This window comes from Paenibacillus sp. BGI2013 (genome assembly GCF_002843485.1).
Classification (GTDB): Bacteria; Bacillota; Bacilli; order Paenibacillales; family Paenibacillaceae; genus Paenibacillus; species Paenibacillus amylolyticus.
In genome coordinates, this window is record NZ_PJFA01000010.1 from 251959 (window position 1) to 268632 (window position 16674).

20 protein-coding genes and 1 rRNA gene are annotated in these 16674 nt (G+C 46.0%); 19 read left to right on the forward strand and 2 right to left on the reverse strand.

Annotation, left to right across the window (positions count from 1 at the left end):
- Positions 1–223: 223 nt before the first annotated feature.
- Positions 224–571 (reverse strand): dehydrogenase, encoded by a 348-nt coding sequence (locus CXK86_RS22995; protein WP_076253601.1) that lies wholly within the window; start codon positions 569–571, stop codon positions 224–226.
- Between the two features lie 160 nt (positions 572–731).
- On the opposite strand from CXK86_RS22995, the gene uptA reads away from it, so the two are divergent.
- From uptA to CXK86_RS23080, 17 genes are all read left to right on the forward strand, one after another.
- On the forward strand, positions 732–1346 hold the full coding sequence (gene uptA / locus CXK86_RS23000) for an undecaprenyl phosphate transporter UptA (RefSeq protein WP_036607012.1): 615 nt from the start codon (positions 732–734) through the stop codon (positions 1344–1346).
- Between the two features lie 2 nt (positions 1347–1348).
- Positions 1349–1918: a thioredoxin family protein gene (locus tag CXK86_RS23005; protein WP_017692292.1), complete on the forward strand. Its 570-nt coding sequence runs from the start codon at positions 1349–1351 to the stop codon at positions 1916–1918.
- 6 nt (positions 1919–1924) lie between these two features.
- On the forward strand, positions 1925–2557 hold the full coding sequence (locus CXK86_RS23010) for an MBL fold metallo-hydrolase (protein ID WP_036607016.1): 633 nt from the start codon (positions 1925–1927) through the stop codon (positions 2555–2557).
- Between the two features lie 342 nt (positions 2558–2899).
- Positions 2900–3145 carry a hypothetical protein gene (locus CXK86_RS23015; protein WP_036668001.1) on the forward strand — a complete coding sequence of 82 codons (246 nt, stop codon included), beginning with the start codon at positions 2900–2902 and terminating at the stop codon, positions 3143–3145.
- A gap of 103 nt (positions 3146–3248) precedes the next feature.
- Positions 3249–3779 carry an RNA polymerase sigma factor SigY gene (gene sigY, locus CXK86_RS23020; RefSeq protein ID WP_036667999.1) on the forward strand — a complete coding sequence of 177 codons (531 nt, stop codon included), beginning with the start codon at positions 3249–3251 and terminating at the stop codon, positions 3777–3779.
- A 2-nt stretch (positions 3780–3781) separates the two neighbouring features.
- Complete coding sequence (locus CXK86_RS23025; RefSeq protein WP_036667998.1) at positions 3782–4117, forward strand: YxlC family protein; 336 nt, start codon at positions 3782–3784, stop codon at positions 4115–4117.
- On the forward strand, positions 4110–4340 hold the full coding sequence (locus tag CXK86_RS23030) for a hypothetical protein (protein WP_179087940.1): 231 nt from the start codon (positions 4110–4112) through the stop codon (positions 4338–4340). The genes CXK86_RS23025 and CXK86_RS23030 overlap by 8 nt, the downstream gene beginning before the upstream one ends.
- A gap of 131 nt (positions 4341–4471) precedes the next feature.
- Positions 4472–4855, forward strand: a complete 384-nt coding sequence (locus tag CXK86_RS23035; protein ID WP_024631336.1) for a hypothetical protein — start codon at positions 4472–4474, stop codon at positions 4853–4855.
- Positions 4856–5060: 205 nt separating this feature from the next.
- Positions 5061–5348, forward strand: coding sequence for an Asp-tRNA(Asn)/Glu-tRNA(Gln) amidotransferase subunit GatC (gene gatC, locus CXK86_RS23040; RefSeq protein ID WP_036607033.1), 288 nt, complete (start codon positions 5061–5063; stop codon positions 5346–5348).
- 27 nt (positions 5349–5375) lie between these two features.
- A complete protein-coding gene (gene gatA / locus CXK86_RS23045; protein WP_036667997.1) occupies positions 5376–6833 on the forward strand; it encodes an Asp-tRNA(Asn)/Glu-tRNA(Gln) amidotransferase subunit GatA in 1458 nt (485 codons plus the stop codon).
- Between the two features lie 26 nt (positions 6834–6859).
- Positions 6860–8299, forward strand: a complete 1440-nt coding sequence (gene gatB, locus CXK86_RS23050) for an Asp-tRNA(Asn)/Glu-tRNA(Gln) amidotransferase subunit GatB (protein WP_036667996.1) — start codon at positions 6860–6862, stop codon at positions 8297–8299.
- Between the two features lie 96 nt (positions 8300–8395).
- On the forward strand, positions 8396–8860 hold the full coding sequence (locus CXK86_RS23055; protein ID WP_076253603.1) for a GNAT family N-acetyltransferase: 465 nt from the start codon (positions 8396–8398) through the stop codon (positions 8858–8860).
- Positions 8861–8892: 32 nt separating this feature from the next.
- Positions 8893–9603, forward strand: coding sequence for an MgtC/SapB family protein (locus CXK86_RS23060; protein WP_017692302.1), 711 nt, complete (start codon positions 8893–8895; stop codon positions 9601–9603).
- Between the two features lie 146 nt (positions 9604–9749).
- Positions 9750–10343, forward strand: a complete 594-nt coding sequence (locus CXK86_RS23065) for a hypothetical protein (protein ID WP_083684937.1) — start codon at positions 9750–9752, stop codon at positions 10341–10343.
- A gap of 26 nt (positions 10344–10369) precedes the next feature.
- On the forward strand, positions 10370–11779 hold the full coding sequence (locus tag CXK86_RS23070) for a DUF4097 family beta strand repeat-containing protein (RefSeq protein ID WP_076253605.1): 1410 nt from the start codon (positions 10370–10372) through the stop codon (positions 11777–11779).
- Between the two features lie 167 nt (positions 11780–11946).
- Positions 11947–12369, forward strand: a complete 423-nt coding sequence (gene perR / locus CXK86_RS23075) for a peroxide-responsive transcriptional repressor PerR (RefSeq protein ID WP_026081471.1) — start codon at positions 11947–11949, stop codon at positions 12367–12369.
- 142 nt (positions 12370–12511) lie between these two features.
- Positions 12512–14242 (forward strand): glycosyl hydrolase family 18 protein, encoded by a 1731-nt coding sequence (locus CXK86_RS23080; protein WP_036667993.1) that lies wholly within the window; start codon positions 12512–12514, stop codon positions 14240–14242.
- A gap of 264 nt (positions 14243–14506) precedes the next feature.
- Here CXK86_RS23080 and CXK86_RS23085 read toward each other — a convergent pair whose 3' ends face one another.
- Positions 14507–14887, reverse strand: a complete 381-nt coding sequence (locus tag CXK86_RS23085) for a DUF2614 family zinc ribbon-containing protein (protein ID WP_017692307.1) — start codon at positions 14885–14887, stop codon at positions 14507–14509.
- Positions 14888–15009: 122 nt separating this feature from the next.
- Between CXK86_RS23085 and CXK86_RS23090 the strand changes: the two genes are divergently transcribed.
- Together CXK86_RS23090 and CXK86_RS23095 are read left to right on the forward strand one after the other, a co-directional pair.
- Positions 15010–15888, forward strand: coding sequence for a nucleotidyltransferase-like protein (locus tag CXK86_RS23090; protein WP_036667991.1), 879 nt, complete (start codon positions 15010–15012; stop codon positions 15886–15888).
- Positions 15889–16343: 455 nt separating this feature from the next.
- Positions 16344–16674 (forward strand): 16S ribosomal RNA (locus CXK86_RS23095); the annotation flags it as partial.

The window sequence follows — 16674 nt, forward strand, 5'->3', positions numbered from 1 at the left end:
TCCGCCCAGAGCGAAGCTTTACATCATAAGTGAGCAATTCGCATTTATGTTGTCTCTATCGCTTGCTCGTACGTGAAGGGGCATTAACATCACACGTTAAGGACACAGTGCCCGTGCCCTCACCCGTTCCTAACATGTTCAGATTCGCTTAAGATTCGCTTCAGCTTTGCTGCGTCTTTCAGTAGGTTTGAAGACACAGCTATCTGCCTCATTCCTCCATAATCTACAGACGATAACCGCCAAATGCGTGCTGAAATGCATCTTTTAATGGTTCAACATCTACTTCCCACATCGCGGCGATCTCTTCACTGACATCCTTGTTCCACCACTCACATAATTTCTTGCGGTTGTCGCGATTCTCCCCAATCCAGAGCAGATTTGTGATCACCTTACCGTAATAATATTCTTCCGCCTGCTTCATCCGTTCGGGAGAGACATATACTTTTAGCCTTTTGGCTGTCCGGTACAATTCCTTACTGCATGCTCTGCGAATTCCTCTGGCGGAAGGAAGGTTTTGACCAGATTTCGTATGTTTGACCGGCGGAGAACCGGGTATTGACTTGTGTGACATCTTCTCACGCTCCTCTCCCCATACCATATGCGGACTGCTGCGAACGGGACACTATCCCAACCTCGTGAAGTAGCAACGTCCACAGCCCTGTGATAAAATAGGGACGAACATCCATGGTGCGGAGGGGCACCGCCAATCAGGATGGAGAAAGAGGGTTGAGATGGACTTTATTCATAACCTTGTTGGCCAATTGTTCGATTGGATTCAAAGTCTTGGGTACTTTGGAATCATGCTTGGATTAATGTTGGAAGTTATCCCAAGCGAAATTGTGCTGGCGTATGGAGGTTTTCTCGTTTCACAAGGTAATATCAACTTCTTCGGTGCTATGATTTTTGGTACGGTGGGCGGTGTGATTGCCCAGTTATTTATTTACTGGATTGGCCGTTATGGCGGCAGACCTGTGCTTGAACGCTACGGTAAATACATACTCATCCAGAAAAAACACATCGACCATTCCGAGGAGTGGTTCCGCAAGTATGGTACAGGTGTCATTTTCACAGCGCGTTTTGTTCCGGTGGTAAGACATGCAATCTCCATCCCGGCTGGCATCACGAAAATGCACACAGGCAAATTCATCTTGCTTACTACACTCGCTGTTATACCTTGGACTGCATTGTTTATATATTTAGGGATGATTCTTGGAGATCAATGGAAGCATATTGATGAGAAAGCGGCACCATATGTTATGCCTATTTTGCTTGTCGCTCTCGCCCTTATGATCGTTTATGTACTTATTAAATGGATGAATGTTCGTAAAAAGAAAGGAAGTGTCTAGTCATGGGTAAACCCAACTTGTCTCACAAATTCGGTAAAGGTCTTCCACCGAAAGATTTTATCGAGAGTATGACCAAGAACCAAAGTGAATTCCAGGCCAACTATGATAGCTTTACTTGGTCGAACGAAGAGGATCGTGAGTTCTTTGAGAGCCTGAACCATCGCGATGATCTGCGTGTGTTAATTCTGGCTGCTGACTGGTGCGGGGATGTTGTCCGTAATATTCCGGTTGTGTTCCAGGCGCTTGAAATCTCAGGAATTCCAACAGAAGTTCTGATTATGGAGAACCATCCGGAAGTGATGGATGAATTCCTGACCATGGGTGGCCGCTCCGTGCCAGTCGTTATTTTTGCAGATACAGGTGGTCATGTGTTAGGTCAGTGGGGACCTCGTCCGCAGCATGTACAGGAAGTCATGATTGAATTCAAACGCCTTAATCCGGATCGTGAAGCAGCAGATTATCAAGAAAATTTGGCTGTAGCGCGTCAAGAGATTGGTAAACGTTATGGGGAAGGAACGGAGTCACATGCAGCCATTATCCGTGAGCTGCGTGAACTGATTTCGGGTTACTAAGCCGATATGCTTAACATTCGTACGTTTACACTAGGCCCGCTTCAGACCAATGCGTATCTCTTACAAGGAGATGATCCGGGTAAAGCCGTCATTATCGATCCAGGCATGAATCCAGGGCCGCTGCTTAAGGCGATCCAAGACTTGGAGATTGAAGCGATTCTCCTCACTCATGCTCACTTTGATCATATGGGCGGGGTAGATGAGATCCGTAAATTGAAGGGATGTCCCGTTTATCTTCATGACTTGGAGAGTGACTGGCTCACCACCCCGAAATTAAATGGATCTTTGAATTGGCCGCAGGCGACACCACCGCTTTCGACAGATCCTGCTGAATATGCCATGGACGAAGGGCAGAAGCTGAATCTGATTGGTCATACGTTTAAAGTGTTCCATACACCTGGACATTCACCAGGCAGTGTAAGTTTGCTTTGTGATAACGACCTGTTTGCCGGTGATGTGCTGTTCCGCATGGGTGTGGGCAGAACGGACCTGACAGGAGGGCGTGAACGGGATCTGATTGATTCAATCCAGAACAAGCTTTACACCTTTGCTGATGAAGTGAAAGTATATCCAGGTCATGGTCCCAAAACGACCATTGGTTATGAGAAACAGAACAATCCTTACGTGTCCGCAAGATAATCCGACATGATATGTGAAGAAAGTCTGGACAAGTGACAACTTTTTCATTAGAATAGCAATTAGTTGTTACAAGCGTTAAGGCATCATCTAACTGAAGCATTACCAAGAAACACCCAACCTCGCGAAGCACGCAGACTGTGGTCTATACCCGGTTTGCGTTCTTTTTTTGTTTTCAGCCCCTTTTTATCACAGAATTAGCCCTTTTTTTACGCTACATAGAGATGCAAGATGCGCTTCATCACAAGCCAGTTTGAGACCAGTAGCAAGCTAGCAGCAAGTACAGATTGATTTAGAAATAATAAATTTAAGAAATAGTAGATCATGAGAGTGGGGAATATCAAAGTGGAGAAAACAAGAGTTATTCCGTTGAATCAGCGTGTCGAGTATCCGATCATTGAAGAAAACCGTCGCATATTGGAAAGTGGGAAAAGAGAAACAGGTACTGAGCGAGCTTTAATACATAACCCTAGCGTGACCAATGAAGTGGTGAAGTCTCAGCAGAATATATGGACAAGCCGTGTTTTAAGAAACGGAGCCCGCAACCAACCGTGGTTCGACAAGCTGCAAGATTACCGGAATCAAGTCTGATTGCCCGGGAAATTGTCGCGTTTAATTTTTTTTTTGATTTCATTGAACGTTTTTGCAGAGCCTGTCGTATTAACTCCAGATTGAACGGGAAGCAGGTGATTTCATGATAAAGGTAGCTGAGCTGGAAGAGGTACGCAGAGCAGTATCGGGAGACGATAGCGCACTCGCAGCGTTGTTGCAACGTCACTACACGTTTGTGTATAAGTATCTTGTGAAAGTGACAATGGACGCTAACCTCGCAGAAGAGACGGTGCAAGATACGATGATTCGTTGTATGGAAAATATCCATCGATATGATGGCACGTCTGCCTTTTCATCATGGATGATCACCATTGCGACCCGCATCTATATCGATAAGACAAGACGTAAGAAGAGAGAACAGAACTGGCTTGCTCTCATTCGGGATCAGGCTGTACGTCGATTCCGCTGGCAGCTTGAGATTCGGAATGAAGAATGGACAGATGTCATGGATGCGATGACAAGACTGACACCCGAACATCGTGTTGCAGTGTTACTGAAGCATTATTATGGATACGGGTATGACGAGATCGGGGAAATGCTGGATATTCCTGCGGGAACGGTGAAGTCACGCACAGCTTATGGTCTCCGTCAGTTAAGAAAGGAGCTGGAATAAGGATGAGCAGATCAGACGATGCACAAGAACAAGAAGTTGTGGAACGATTGCAGCAACACATGAAAGTGCTGGATGATGCATTTGATCCGACAAGTATTCCTTCTTTGGGTGCACTTGAAGCCCAAGTCAGGGAACGGAGACAGATTAGACGTCGAGCCAATTGGATTGAGATGATATGTTTCTGGTTGGTTGGATTACTTGCCATTACCTTCGGGGCATTATTTTTCGTATCTGCTCCAGCTCTTTATCTGGGAATCCAGGCACTTGGTACAGCTGTCGCGGTGATTTTGGCTGTGATCTGGGCCGGACGGCGCCGGAAGGAGGTTCGTCATGAATAAAATACATTATTCATTGGATGAGATTTCTCCACTGTGGCTTACATTGCTTGGCATTTTTCTTCTGGTTCAGGGCACATGGATCTTTCAGGACGCACGCAGACGTGGACGTTTCCCTTGGTTATGGGGATTATGGGGCATCACAGGATTTCCCACGCCGCTTATCATATATTGGTTTGTCGTGATTCGATCACAGCGCAAGCCAGGTGCACGGAATCAGAAATAACATCATTTTAAAAATGGAAAAAAGATTTTGCACAAATATGTTGTTTAATTCTAGTATTCCTAGACATCGTTATTCTTTTCTAGTAGACTATACAAATAAATATTAATGATAGACTACCAGGAGGTTAGACGATGCTGCGATTAGGAGAGAAGGTTGTCATCGTCGCGGATGCGTTTGAGCAGAATCTTCCTGTGGGGGAATATGGTTTCATCATCGCTTATGACCGGAATCCGGACAATGCGTTCGATTACGTGCTTCGAGTGCCGCAGGTGAACCGGAACTTTTTTGTTCCATCCGGCGACGTCGATCTGGAAGAGGTTCTGCTGAAGCAGGAAGCTGAGCGGGTCGAGCGAGAAGCGTTGATAGATTACGCCCTTGCGACACACAATGAGAAGCTGTTTCATCATCTGATGAACGGAGATTTTCAAGCTGTGGAAGAGGAAGAGGAAACCGCGAACGATGTTATGTCACAGGCGGATTTTATAAAGCAGGTTAATCTGCGTGCATGGATTTAGAATTTTAAGAGTCGGCTGATGCCGGCTCTTTTTTATTTTATAAGTTTGATTTTAGCTTCCCGGAAGCCTGTCAGGTCATTTGCATTGAATTGTCGAACTATCTCACCTATAATGAAAAAAGTTATCTTGAGACTTTAGCCCGTTAAACGAGCGATTCGTTTCAGGTCGTTTCGGGAATCAGAACGAATGAAGGAGGCATCCGCTAATGAGTATTTCGAATAATGACGTTCAGCATGTGGCCAAGCTGGCCCGGCTCAACTTGACTGCTGAAGAAGAACAGACCCTGACAGGTCAGCTGAACGCGATTTTAAAATATGCAGAAAAGCTGAATGAGCTGGATACAGAAGACATCGAGCCCACCACTCACGTTCTGCACGTAAGCAATGTTATGCGTGAAGATGAGACCAAAGAAAGCCTGTCGATTGAACAGGTGATGCGCAATGCACCGGAAGAAGAAGACGGGCAGTTTAAAGTGCCTGCAGTAATGGAATAACGGATAACCGGAAGGAGGACAAAAACTGTGAGTTTATTTGAACAATCGTTGCCTGAGTTACATAACAAGCTGCATGCCAAAGAGCTGTCGGTCAGCGATTTGGTGGATCAGGCGTATCAGAACATTGGCGCGCATGACGATAAAGTTAAGGCATATTTGGCACTGGATGAAGAACAAGCACGCGCTCGTGCACGTCAACTGGATGACCGTCTGGTTAGTGGCGAGGAGAAAGGTTTGCTTTTTGGTCTGCCTGTAGGTATTAAGGATAACATCGTTACGAACGGACTGCGCACGACGTGTGGTAGCCAATTCCTTCGTAATTTCGACCCGGTGTATGACGCGACAGTTGTCGAGAAATTGAAAGCTGCGGACACCGTAACTATTGGTAAACTCAACATGGACGAATTCGCCATGGGCGGCTCCAATGAGAATTCAAGTTTCTCCCCTGTACGTAATCCATGGGCACTTGATCGTGTTCCAGGAGGTTCCAGCGGTGGTTCTGCAGCAGCTGTAGCTGCGGGAGAAGCATACTTCACGCTTGGATCAGATACAGGTGGCTCCATCAGACAGCCTGCTTCGTATTGCGGTGTTGTTGGATTGAAGCCGACGTACGGACTTGTTTCCCGCTTTGGATTGGTTGCATTTGCATCATCCCTGGATCAGATTGGTCCTTTGACGAAAAATGTTGAAGATTCTGCTTATGTATTGCAAGCCATTGCTGGTTATGACGCCAAAGATTCGACATCTGCAAAAGTAGAAATCCCGGATTATTTGAGCGGACTGACAGGTGATGTCAAAGGGCTTCGCATTGCCGTTCCGAAGGAATACATCGGTGAAGGCGTAGATCCACAAGTGAAAGAGACAGTTTTGTCTGCATTGAAAGTTCTTGAAGGGCTCGGGGCAACATGGGAAGAAGTATCCCTTCCGCATACCGAATATGCGGTGGCTACGTATTACCTGCTGGCATCTTCAGAGGCTTCTTCCAACTTGGCTCGATTTGATGGTGTACGTTATGGCGTGCGTGCTGACAATCCGGATAACTTGCTGGATCTGTACCATCAGTCCCGCAGTCAAGGTTTTGGTCCGGAAGTGAAACGACGTATCATGCTCGGAACGTATGCACTCAGCTCGGGTTACTATGATGCCTATTATCTGAAAGCACAGAAGGTACGTACATTGATCAAACAGGATTTCGACAATGTATTTGCCAAATATGATGTGATTATCGGACCAACTGCGCCAACTACGGCGTTCAAACTGGGTTCACAGGTGGATGATCCACTTACGATGTATCTGAACGATATTTTGACTATTCCGGTTAACCTTGCTGGTGTACCTGCTGTTAGCATTCCATGTGGATTCTCGGATGGATTGCCTGTTGGCCTGCAGATTATCGGTAAAGCCTTTGATGAAACAACCGTATTGCGTGTAGCGCATGCGTTTGAACAAAATACAGAATTCCACAAGCAGCGTCCGCAGCTGTAGACTGCCCGGAACGGAGGAATATAGAAATGTCCGCATCTAAATATGAAACGGTCGTTGGACTTGAAGTCCACGTGGAGTTGCATACCAACTCCAAAATTTTCTGTGGCTGCTCCACAGCTTTTGGAGCTCCGCCCAACACGCATACCTGCCCGGTCTGTCTCGGACATCCGGGCGTACTGCCTGTACTGAATCGTCAGGCGGTAGACTATGCCATGAAGGCAGCGATGGCCCTGAATTGTACGATTGCTGATGTCAGCAAGTTTGACCGTAAAAACTACTTTTACCCCGATTCACCCAAAGCCTATCAGATCTCGCAATTCGATCAACCGATCGGTGAGAATGGCTGGATTGATATCGAAGTGAATGGTGAAACGAAACGAATCGGCATTACACGTCTTCACTTGGAAGAAGATGCAGGGAAGCTTACACATATCGATGGCGGATACGCGTCTTTGGTGGACTTTAACCGTGTCGGTACTCCACTTGTGGAGATTGTATCCGAACCTGAGATTTCTTCTCCGGAAGAGGCACGTGCGTATCTTGAAAAAATGCGTGCAATCATGCAGTACTGTGATGTGTCGGACGTGAAGATGGAAGAAGGATCACTGCGTTGTGACGCCAACATCAGTTTGCGTCCACATGGACAGGAGAAGCTGGGAACAAGAGCCGAGCTGAAGAACATGAACTCCTTCCGTGGTGTTCAGCGTGGTCTGGAATATGAACAATACCGTCAGGCTGAGATTCTGGATGATGGCGGTGAAGTGGTTCAGGAGACACGTCGCTGGGACGAAGCTCAAGGGAAAACACTGTCGATGCGTGGTAAGGAACAGGCGCATGACTATCGTTATTTCCCGGACCCGGATCTGGTGAATTTGCATATCGACGAAGCCTGGAAAGAGCGGATCAGAGCTACCATACCTGAGCTTCCAGACGAGCGCAAGGCGCGTTACACGGCTGATTATGGATTGCCTAGTTATGATGCAGAGGTTATTACCTCCTCCAAAGCTGTGGCAGATCTTTTTGAAGATAGTTTGAAATACACTCAGGATGCGAAGTCCGTATCCAACTGGATCATGGGCGACTTGCTGGGTTACCTGAATACGAGCAACCTTGAAGTGACTCAAGTTCCACTGACAGGTCAAGGTTTGGGTGAAATGATCGGACTGCTGGAGAAGGGCACCATTAACAGCAAAATCGCCAAAACGGTATTCAAGGAAATGCTGGAGAGCGGCAAGCTTCCACAGCAGATCGTTGAAGAGAAGGGTCTTGTGCAGATTAGTGATGAAGGCGCCATTCTTGCCATCGTTGAGCAAGTTGTAGCGAATAATCCTCAATCCGTGGAAGACTATAAAGCTGGTAAACAAAAAGCCATTGGCTTCCTTGTTGGTCAGGTTATGAAAGAAAGTAAAGGCAAGGCGAATCCCGCTCTAGCCAACCAACTGCTTGCAGATGTACTGAACCGCTAATCCTTCCGGTGAGGCCGGACAGAAAGAGGCTCGTCCCTGTGACAGCCTCTTTTTGGTATTGATAGATACAAATGTATTTCGGACGGGGGAACGGATATGAACATTCAACCATTGTCACTGAGTGATCTGGAGACGTTGGGACAGTTATGGAGACTACAACATGTGGCCTATCGATTGGAAGCCGAAATCATCGGGTTTCAGGAGATTCCTCCTTTGATGGATACGATGGAGACACTTCGGGATTGTGGAGAGAATTTTTATGGTTGTATCCATGATGACGGAGAGCTTATCGGGGCTGTCTCTGTGGCGGAGGAAGAGGAGAATACACTGACCATTACACGAATGATGGTGCACCCGGATCACTTTCGCAAGGGAATTGCGGCATCTTTGATGACGTATGTGTTGGAACAGCATGCGGATCTTCCGCGTTATATCGTCTCCACAGGAACGCTGAATCAGCCCGCAGTGAATCTGTACACCAAATTTGGTTTTAATCCCGTGGAGGTCACACAGATTGCACCTGGAGTGGAATTAACGACTTTTCACAAGAATAAACTTTAATAATATTAACAACTTGAGGAGGAATACCGACTTTGGGCGATCCCTGGTTCATTGATGAGTGGCACATTTTATTACGATTATTGCTGGCTATGCTGCTTGGAGGGCTCGTAGGCCTGGAGCGGGAACGGTCCAATCATGCTGCCGGTTTGCGTACCCATATCCTGGTATGTCTTGGCTCTGCACTGATTATGATGTTGTCTGTTTATGGCTTTAAAGATTTTGCTAATGAATTAAATGTAAGGATCGATCCAGCGCGTCTGGCTACTGCTGTAATTACTGGTGTCGGATTCCTGGGAGCAGGGACAATTCTCTTCACGGGAAAATCCATTACCGGACTGACTACAGCTGCTTCAATCTGGGTTGTTGCAGCCATTGGGCTCGCAGCAGGTGCGGGATTCTTTTTTGCCTCTATCGTATCCACCGTTCTGGTATTGCTTAATCTCTGGGTATTTAACAAATTAGAGCTAAGGTATCTACGAGGGAACAAACTGCATGTTGTTACACTTCATACCTTGTCAGAACCCGGTTTTCTCGAACAACTGTCTTCATGTATGGAGCAGGAGAAGATCAAAATTCGTAAAATTACCGTGAATGAACAAGACTTGGCTTATGCAGAGATGGTGTCGGTTGAACGTAAAATTGAGATTGTGTTACATGTTCAGGTACCGCATGATTTCCAAACGGTAGGCTTGGTATCCAAGTTAAGACAATGGGAACACGTTACCAAGGTGTCGATCGAATAATGAATTACAACCCTCCCCAGGCCAGTAGTGCCGGAGGGTTTTTGGTCATATCCATATTTCTTCCAGTTACTCTCCTTGCTCTTTAGGGTACTATCTAACCAAATGCATGAAGAGCGGAAGGTCAGATCAGAAGAGAGGAGTATGTTATGAAACGGAGACGTCAATTGAACCAAAATACTCGTACAGTTCAGACCAAACCGGTCAGAAATCGGACTCACAAGTTTATTGCGGGATTACTGAGTGCCATTATTCCTGGCCTGGGTCATATTTATCTGAGATTGTACATGAGGGGTTTGACCTTTATGCTGCTTGTTTTGCTTGATCTGTCAGCAGTGTTGTACTTCTCATCTATTGGTATACAGATTAATGTGCCATTGCTCATCTTACTGGCTTTGTGTATTCCGGTTATTTACTTTTACAATGTATATGATGTGTTGCAATCTGCGGATTGGGTCATGATGCGCAGACGTAGAGCCGTAACCCAGGCAACTTCGGACAAGCCGATATCCAATGAACGTTCTACACGAGATGCAATGATGGTCTGGGAGAGAGGCATATCGTTTGGATTACTTCTGATTGTGGGAGGGTCTTTGATGGTACTGTTTTTCCGCAAACCACGTTGGTTTCAAGAGCTTCTCGCCATGTACGGCGGATATTCATTTGCGGTTCTCATGATCGTAGGCGGTTTGCTTCTGTTTGGTCGTGAGTTCTGGGTGATGTTGAACAAGAAAAAAATGTAGTGGAAACGATACAAGGAGGGAACGTGATGAACCGTAAAGTCCGGGTTGGCCGCTATACGGCTGCCGCCTTAATCATAGCGGTCGGTGTGCTGTTGATTTTGGATAAACGGTGGGGAACGGACTATGTATATGAGATGGTGGACTGGTGGCCATTTTTGCTCGTTGTTTTGGGTGTTGAATATATTGTGCTGTTCCTGTGGACACGCAGAAGAAACAAGGTGCAATCGGATAACCCGAGCAATCCTGATGAGCAAATCAAAGTACGTTTCAGACCCGATGCCAAAGGCATTCTAACCTCACTGATTTTGGCAGCTTCCGTATTTATCGTCACCGAGCAGGATCATTACATGCACTTATGGAATAGAGTGAGTCTAAATCTCGGAGCGGCATCCATGGACTACAGTCAAGCGGCAGGATATATGGAGGATAAGGGCACGATTCGTGTACCTGTTCGCATGGATACGTCAGACCTGGTGGTTGAAGGTGTCAACGGAGATATCTCGGTACAACGCGGAGATACAGATGAGATTGAAGTACGGACGGTGATCTGGGTAGATCAGACGACGGAAGTACAGGCAAAGGCCGTTGCAGCAGCCTCTTTTGTAGAGGCCGATGGTACAAAAGTGATTTATATCAAAGCTACAGGCAAGACGTATGGAGACAATGAAAAAACGCAGCCGCGTATGAATCTTACCATAACGATCCCGGATGATCGTCGTTTTAATCTGGATATTCGAACTTCCAATGGAGCCATATTATTAAACCGTCCGGAAGCCATTAGTACCATACTGGCCGAAACGGGTAACGGACGTATCCGGATTACCAATGCTGTTGGAGATATCTCCGGGAAAACGTTGAACGGGGATGTCATTGTAGCCAATGCCATAGGTAATGTCGATCTGGACAGTAACCGTGGAGACATGAAGGCTCGCGGTATTTCCGGCGATGTAGATCTTGCTACACAAGTGGGAAGTATCAGTATTGCGGACTCCGTTGGTGAATTCATCGCAGAGACACGCAACGGCAATATTACGCTGGATGGAGCCAATCTGGGAATCAAAGCCCAATCACTTAATGGCAGTATTAACATCGTATCTACCAAAGTCGGGGGGGACTGGGATGTGTACAGTGCGGTGGGAGCCATTAACGTATTACTTCCTGATCGTGGAGACTACAGTCTTGCGGGTTCCAGCAGTTATGGAGATCTAAGTACGGATCTGCCGTTCAAAGTACAGAATAAAACCATAGAAGGCCAGCTCGGTGAGGGCGAGTACAGGGTGAAAATTGAAGGCAACAGTGATCTCACCATTCAGAGTAACCCGGCTGTATCTACGCCTGAAACAGTTACACCTGATTCTGAAGATACGGCTGAGAATCTGGAACAGACAACCGAAGACGGAGCAAATTCCCAGGAGGATTCTACAGAGGTTCCTTGACTGCCGCGTTGACAATAAACTTGTAATCGCCGTACAATAAATGTACACTGGCAAGATTACACGGCATGAAAGATGGATTGTCGTTCTTAATGGCCGGGAATCAACTCTGAGCGAGGAGACGGTAACTTACTCTTCACCAGAGAATGAAAGGTAAGGCGGTGGGTTTTATGGCAACACGTGTCCAACATGCGTTGGAGCATCTGAAAACGACCGGTGTCCGTATTACACCCCAGCGTCATGCCATATTGAACTATCTGATGGAATCCATGGGGCATCCGACAGCCGATGAAATTTACCGAGCCCTTGAACCCCAATTTCCCAGTATGAGCGTGGCAACGGTATATAATAATTTGAAGATGTTTCTGGAAGCTGGCATGGTCCGGGAATTGACATACGGAGATAATTCAAGTCGCTTCGATGCCAATGTGACGGATCATTATCATGTTATCTGTGATCAATGCGGCAAGATTGAAGACTTTAGCTATCCTTCACTCAAAAGTGTAGAGCTTCAGGCGGAGTCTAGTACAGGATTCGAAGTGCACGGTCACCGATTGGAAGTATATGGCGTTTGCAAAAGTTGCAGGGATTAAGAGAGTTGAATTACAATATTAACGTGCAGAATTCAGTATGGATTCTTCACGTTTTTTTTTTTAGCATTTATGCAAAATGCTCATCTTTATAACAACTTATGCGCACATCCTTATGATCAGCATAATTAACGGAGGTAGACGTTTGGGTAGAAAAAGCAGATATACACGTCAGAAGCGACGTTCATTTTGGCCCGGTTTTCTCGGGGCTTGTCTAATCGCCGGGGGGGCTTACTGGCTTATAACAAATGTATGGTTGAACCAGACCCATGAAGACCCCGACTGGGTAGGAAGAAGCCAGCCTATTTTTGTAGATGGGCAACTGATGGATGGAGACGCTCTGGGTACAGGAGATCAACTCAAGTTGCCTGTAGATGTGCTGCAAGAAGCGATTGATGCAGGCATACGTTATGAATCAGAATCGGGAGATATCATTATTGCCTCTCCTCAGCGAGTCCTTCATATGAAAGATGGAAGCACACAAGCAGAACTTAATCACAAAGATTATCCTATGACAGTTAAGCCTGAGGTTAAGGACGGAGAAGCCTATATTCCGCTCAAACCTTTGAAAGAAGTATATGGCATAACCGTACAGGAAGATTCAGTAACAGGTGCTGTGCTGCTGATGCGTGGTGGAGACATGATACAGTATGCAGAGATTGATACGTTATCATCCAAAGCGGACAAAACGGTGCCGTTATATAAACGTGGTGGAGAATCCTCACCAATCATTGCCGACATGGAAAAGGATGCACGGGTACGTGTCTGGCAGACGGGTGATAAACAGAGTTTTGTTCAACTCGATAATGGATATGCCGGATATGTAGATAATGATTATATTGTCCTCACCGAGAAAAAGAAGGTGGACTTGCCCAAGTATACGCTGACTGCAGCAGAGAAGAAGTGGCAGAATAAACCGGTAAATCTGGTTTGGGAAGCCGTGTACAATCGTCAGCCTGATGTGGGCTCTATCGGTAAAATGCCAGGTGTGAATGTGGTCAGCCCCACATGGTTTCATATTACGGATGGACAGGGCACTGTGAAAAGCAAGGGAAACCAAGCTTATGTGAACTGGGCTCACCGTTCGGGTATGGAAGTATGGGGACTCATGGATAACAGCTTTGATCCGGACGTTACAAAAGAAGCTGTAGCTTCTTACGAGACACGCACGCATATTATCGAGCAGATGTTGGAGTATGCACAGACGTATCAACTGGATGGTATAAACATCGACTTTGAGAACGTGTATACAGATGACGGGCCGAATATTACGCAGTTTGTGCGCGAGATCAAGGCGATGGCTCGTATACATGGATTGATGTTATCAATCGATGTAACACCGAAATCAAACAGTGAGATGTGGTCTGCCTTTCTGGATCGCCGTGCATTAGGTTCTTTTGCAGACTATGTTATTGTGATGGCTTATGATGAACATTGGGCGGCCAGTCCCAAGGCAGGTTCGGTAGCATCTCTGCCTTGGACCGAGGCTTCCATGAGACGCATACTTGAGGAGGATGAAGTCCCTTCTAACAAGTTGATCATGGCGGTTCCGCTCTATACCCGGATATGGACGGAAGAGACGAATGATCAGGGTGAGGTTAAAGTGTCTTCCAAAGCGGTGGGCATGAATGCCATTGTGGAGCTGATCCAAGAGAAGAAACTCAAACCTGAACTGGATCAGGCAAGTGGACAAAACTATGTGGAATATAAGGAAGACGGAGCTACCAAGAAAATATGGATCGAAGATGCCGTGTCCCTTCAGGCGCGTGTGGATTTGATTGCTTCGCTGAAGCTGGGCGGAGTAGCAGCATGGAATCGAAGTTTTGCTAATGCTTCTGCATGGGAGGTATTAAAGCAGGCCGGTTACCAGAAATAATTTACTCGAACTCAGAGTGCCTGCTTGCTCCAATTTATTTTCACTAAGTTCAAAGTTTCTCATTGGATACCATCGTACGTACAGTCTAGCGTTTTATTGGTCGTAGAACTTATAACTTAACTTCATATTTTAGCTATCGATAACAGCAATAAGGGCTCACTTATAAGCCAAGTCCAAAAAGGTCCGGTAAACATACCGGGCCTTTTTTTTGTTCTTCAATGAAATTAAGGTAAAAGACATTTAACGGTTGGAGACCATTTTGTGCTAACCATCGGTGGGGGGAGCTTGTGTAGAAGGCGCTTTCAGTTGTTGACTGGTCATGTTGGCTTTATTAGGGTCCAGGGTGAGGATGGTATGACAGAACATACAACGATCCGTTTTGCCAAGCATCTTGGTTAACTTCCCGCATTCCGGACAGTCGACTTGTACTGCACTGGTGGAGAGCATACCCGCCCAGAAATAAATGGCTAGACTGGCCATCATGGCAATCAGTCCGATGACGAGTCCTACAGCTGCGAATACCTTGCCTGCATGTCCCCAGAAAACAATCCCGGCTGTTCCCAGTATCATTAGGCCCATACCTAGCATGGTCAGTAGTAATCCCCAAGTGCGAAAAGCATTAATTTTTGCTGATTTAAAAATCATGAAAAATGCTCCTATCGTATGAGTAGTATTGGACCTGGAAAAGAAGGAAACTTCAGTCTGGATGTAGAATTACATTATAACTGACTTGGCGCTTATCTGCCATGAAATGTATGGAGGGAATCGTGGAATTAAAGAACCTTGCTTTTTTGTCCGAACAGTCGGAAGAGACAGGGGCAGTTGGGGCTATCGCTTATTCCCACCCGGGAGAGCGATTCCACGGCTCCCTAATTCAAGATTTCGAATTATTAGTACTTGTTGTTCATAATGATGATCAATTGAAGTCGACGGTCGGACATTACAGATATGGTGATCTTCGTTATCAGATGATCTATGCGAGCCGTCATGAATTAAAGAGTAGTGTAGTAACCGGGAATCATAATAATCTCACCCAGTGTCTGATTGAAGGTGAGATTATCTGGGAAGCGGACAGCGCCTTAAGTGATTTGCGAGAAGAACTGTCTACCTTTGGGGCAGAATTGCGTGAGCAAAAGCTGCTTCATGAATTCACCAGTTTCTTGAGAATGTATGTGGAGGCCAAACGTCATATTCAGGAAGGTCATGTTGTAGATGCCTACTACAATGTATTAGAGGCTCTGGGGAACTGGGCAAGAATTGTATTGATTGAACAGGGGATATACCCGGATCATGCCGTCTGGACACATGTGCAGAATCTGGATCGCGCTTTATGGAAACTTTATCAAGAGCTTACCGTAAGCTCGGAGACGCTGGAGCAACGAGTAGAGCTTGTCCTGCTTGCCTGTGAGTTTTCCGTAATGTCCAAAATGAGTGAGTGCTCAGAACTGCTGCTGCGTGTGTTAAGAAGTCGCAAGGAGCCGTGGAGCATGAATGAACTTGTTCATCATCCACAGTTAAGATTTGTTCGAGAAGATCTGCCTTTGGTAATACGTAAGCTGGTCTTTCGTTCTATTGTAAAAGAATCGGCAGGATGGCCATCAATCGGAGGAGAGGGCCGGGAAATTCGGTATTGGATTGAGGCATAACCTTCTCCAGAGGCCTGACATTATATTGATAACATAAGGGAGGGGAAACCTTCCTTTTTTGTTTGTTTAATAATTTATAAAAAGATGTTGACTCTCATTCACGATATATGATACATTATATTTCGTTCCTCAAACGAGATTATCGCCAACAAACGATAAATTCTTCAGAGGAAAAGTGAAGAACTAAAGCTTCAAAAAAGAAATTAAAAAAAAGTTCTTGACGAAAACAAACGAAATGTGTTACATTATTTAAGTCGCCGCCGACTTGGTTGAGACGAAAAAAAGTAAAACAAATCGTGTTTGATCTTTGAAAACTGAACAACGAGTGAGTAAACATTCTGCTTGCAGAATGAACGCGAAAGTTTGAGACAAACCTTGGCTTGAATCGACTGGAGCACAAATGAGATTTTTAATCTCGTCAGATTCAAAATGAGCTTATCGCTCTTTTCAATACTTTATTGGAGAGTTTGATCCTGGCTCAGGACGAACGCTGGCGGCATGCCTAATACATGCAAGTCGAGCGGACTTGAAGAGAAGCTTGCTTCTCTGATGGTTAGCGGCGGACGGGTGAGTAACACGTAGGCAACCTGCCCTCAAGTTTGGGACAACTACCGGAAACGGTAGCTAATACCGAATAATTGTTTTCTTCGCCTGAAGGAAACTGGAAAGACGGAGCAATCTGTCACTTGGGGATGGGCCTGCGGCGCATTAGCTAGTTGGTGAGGTAACGGCTCACCAAGGCGACGATGCGTAGCCGACCTGAGAGGGTGATCGGCCACACTGGGA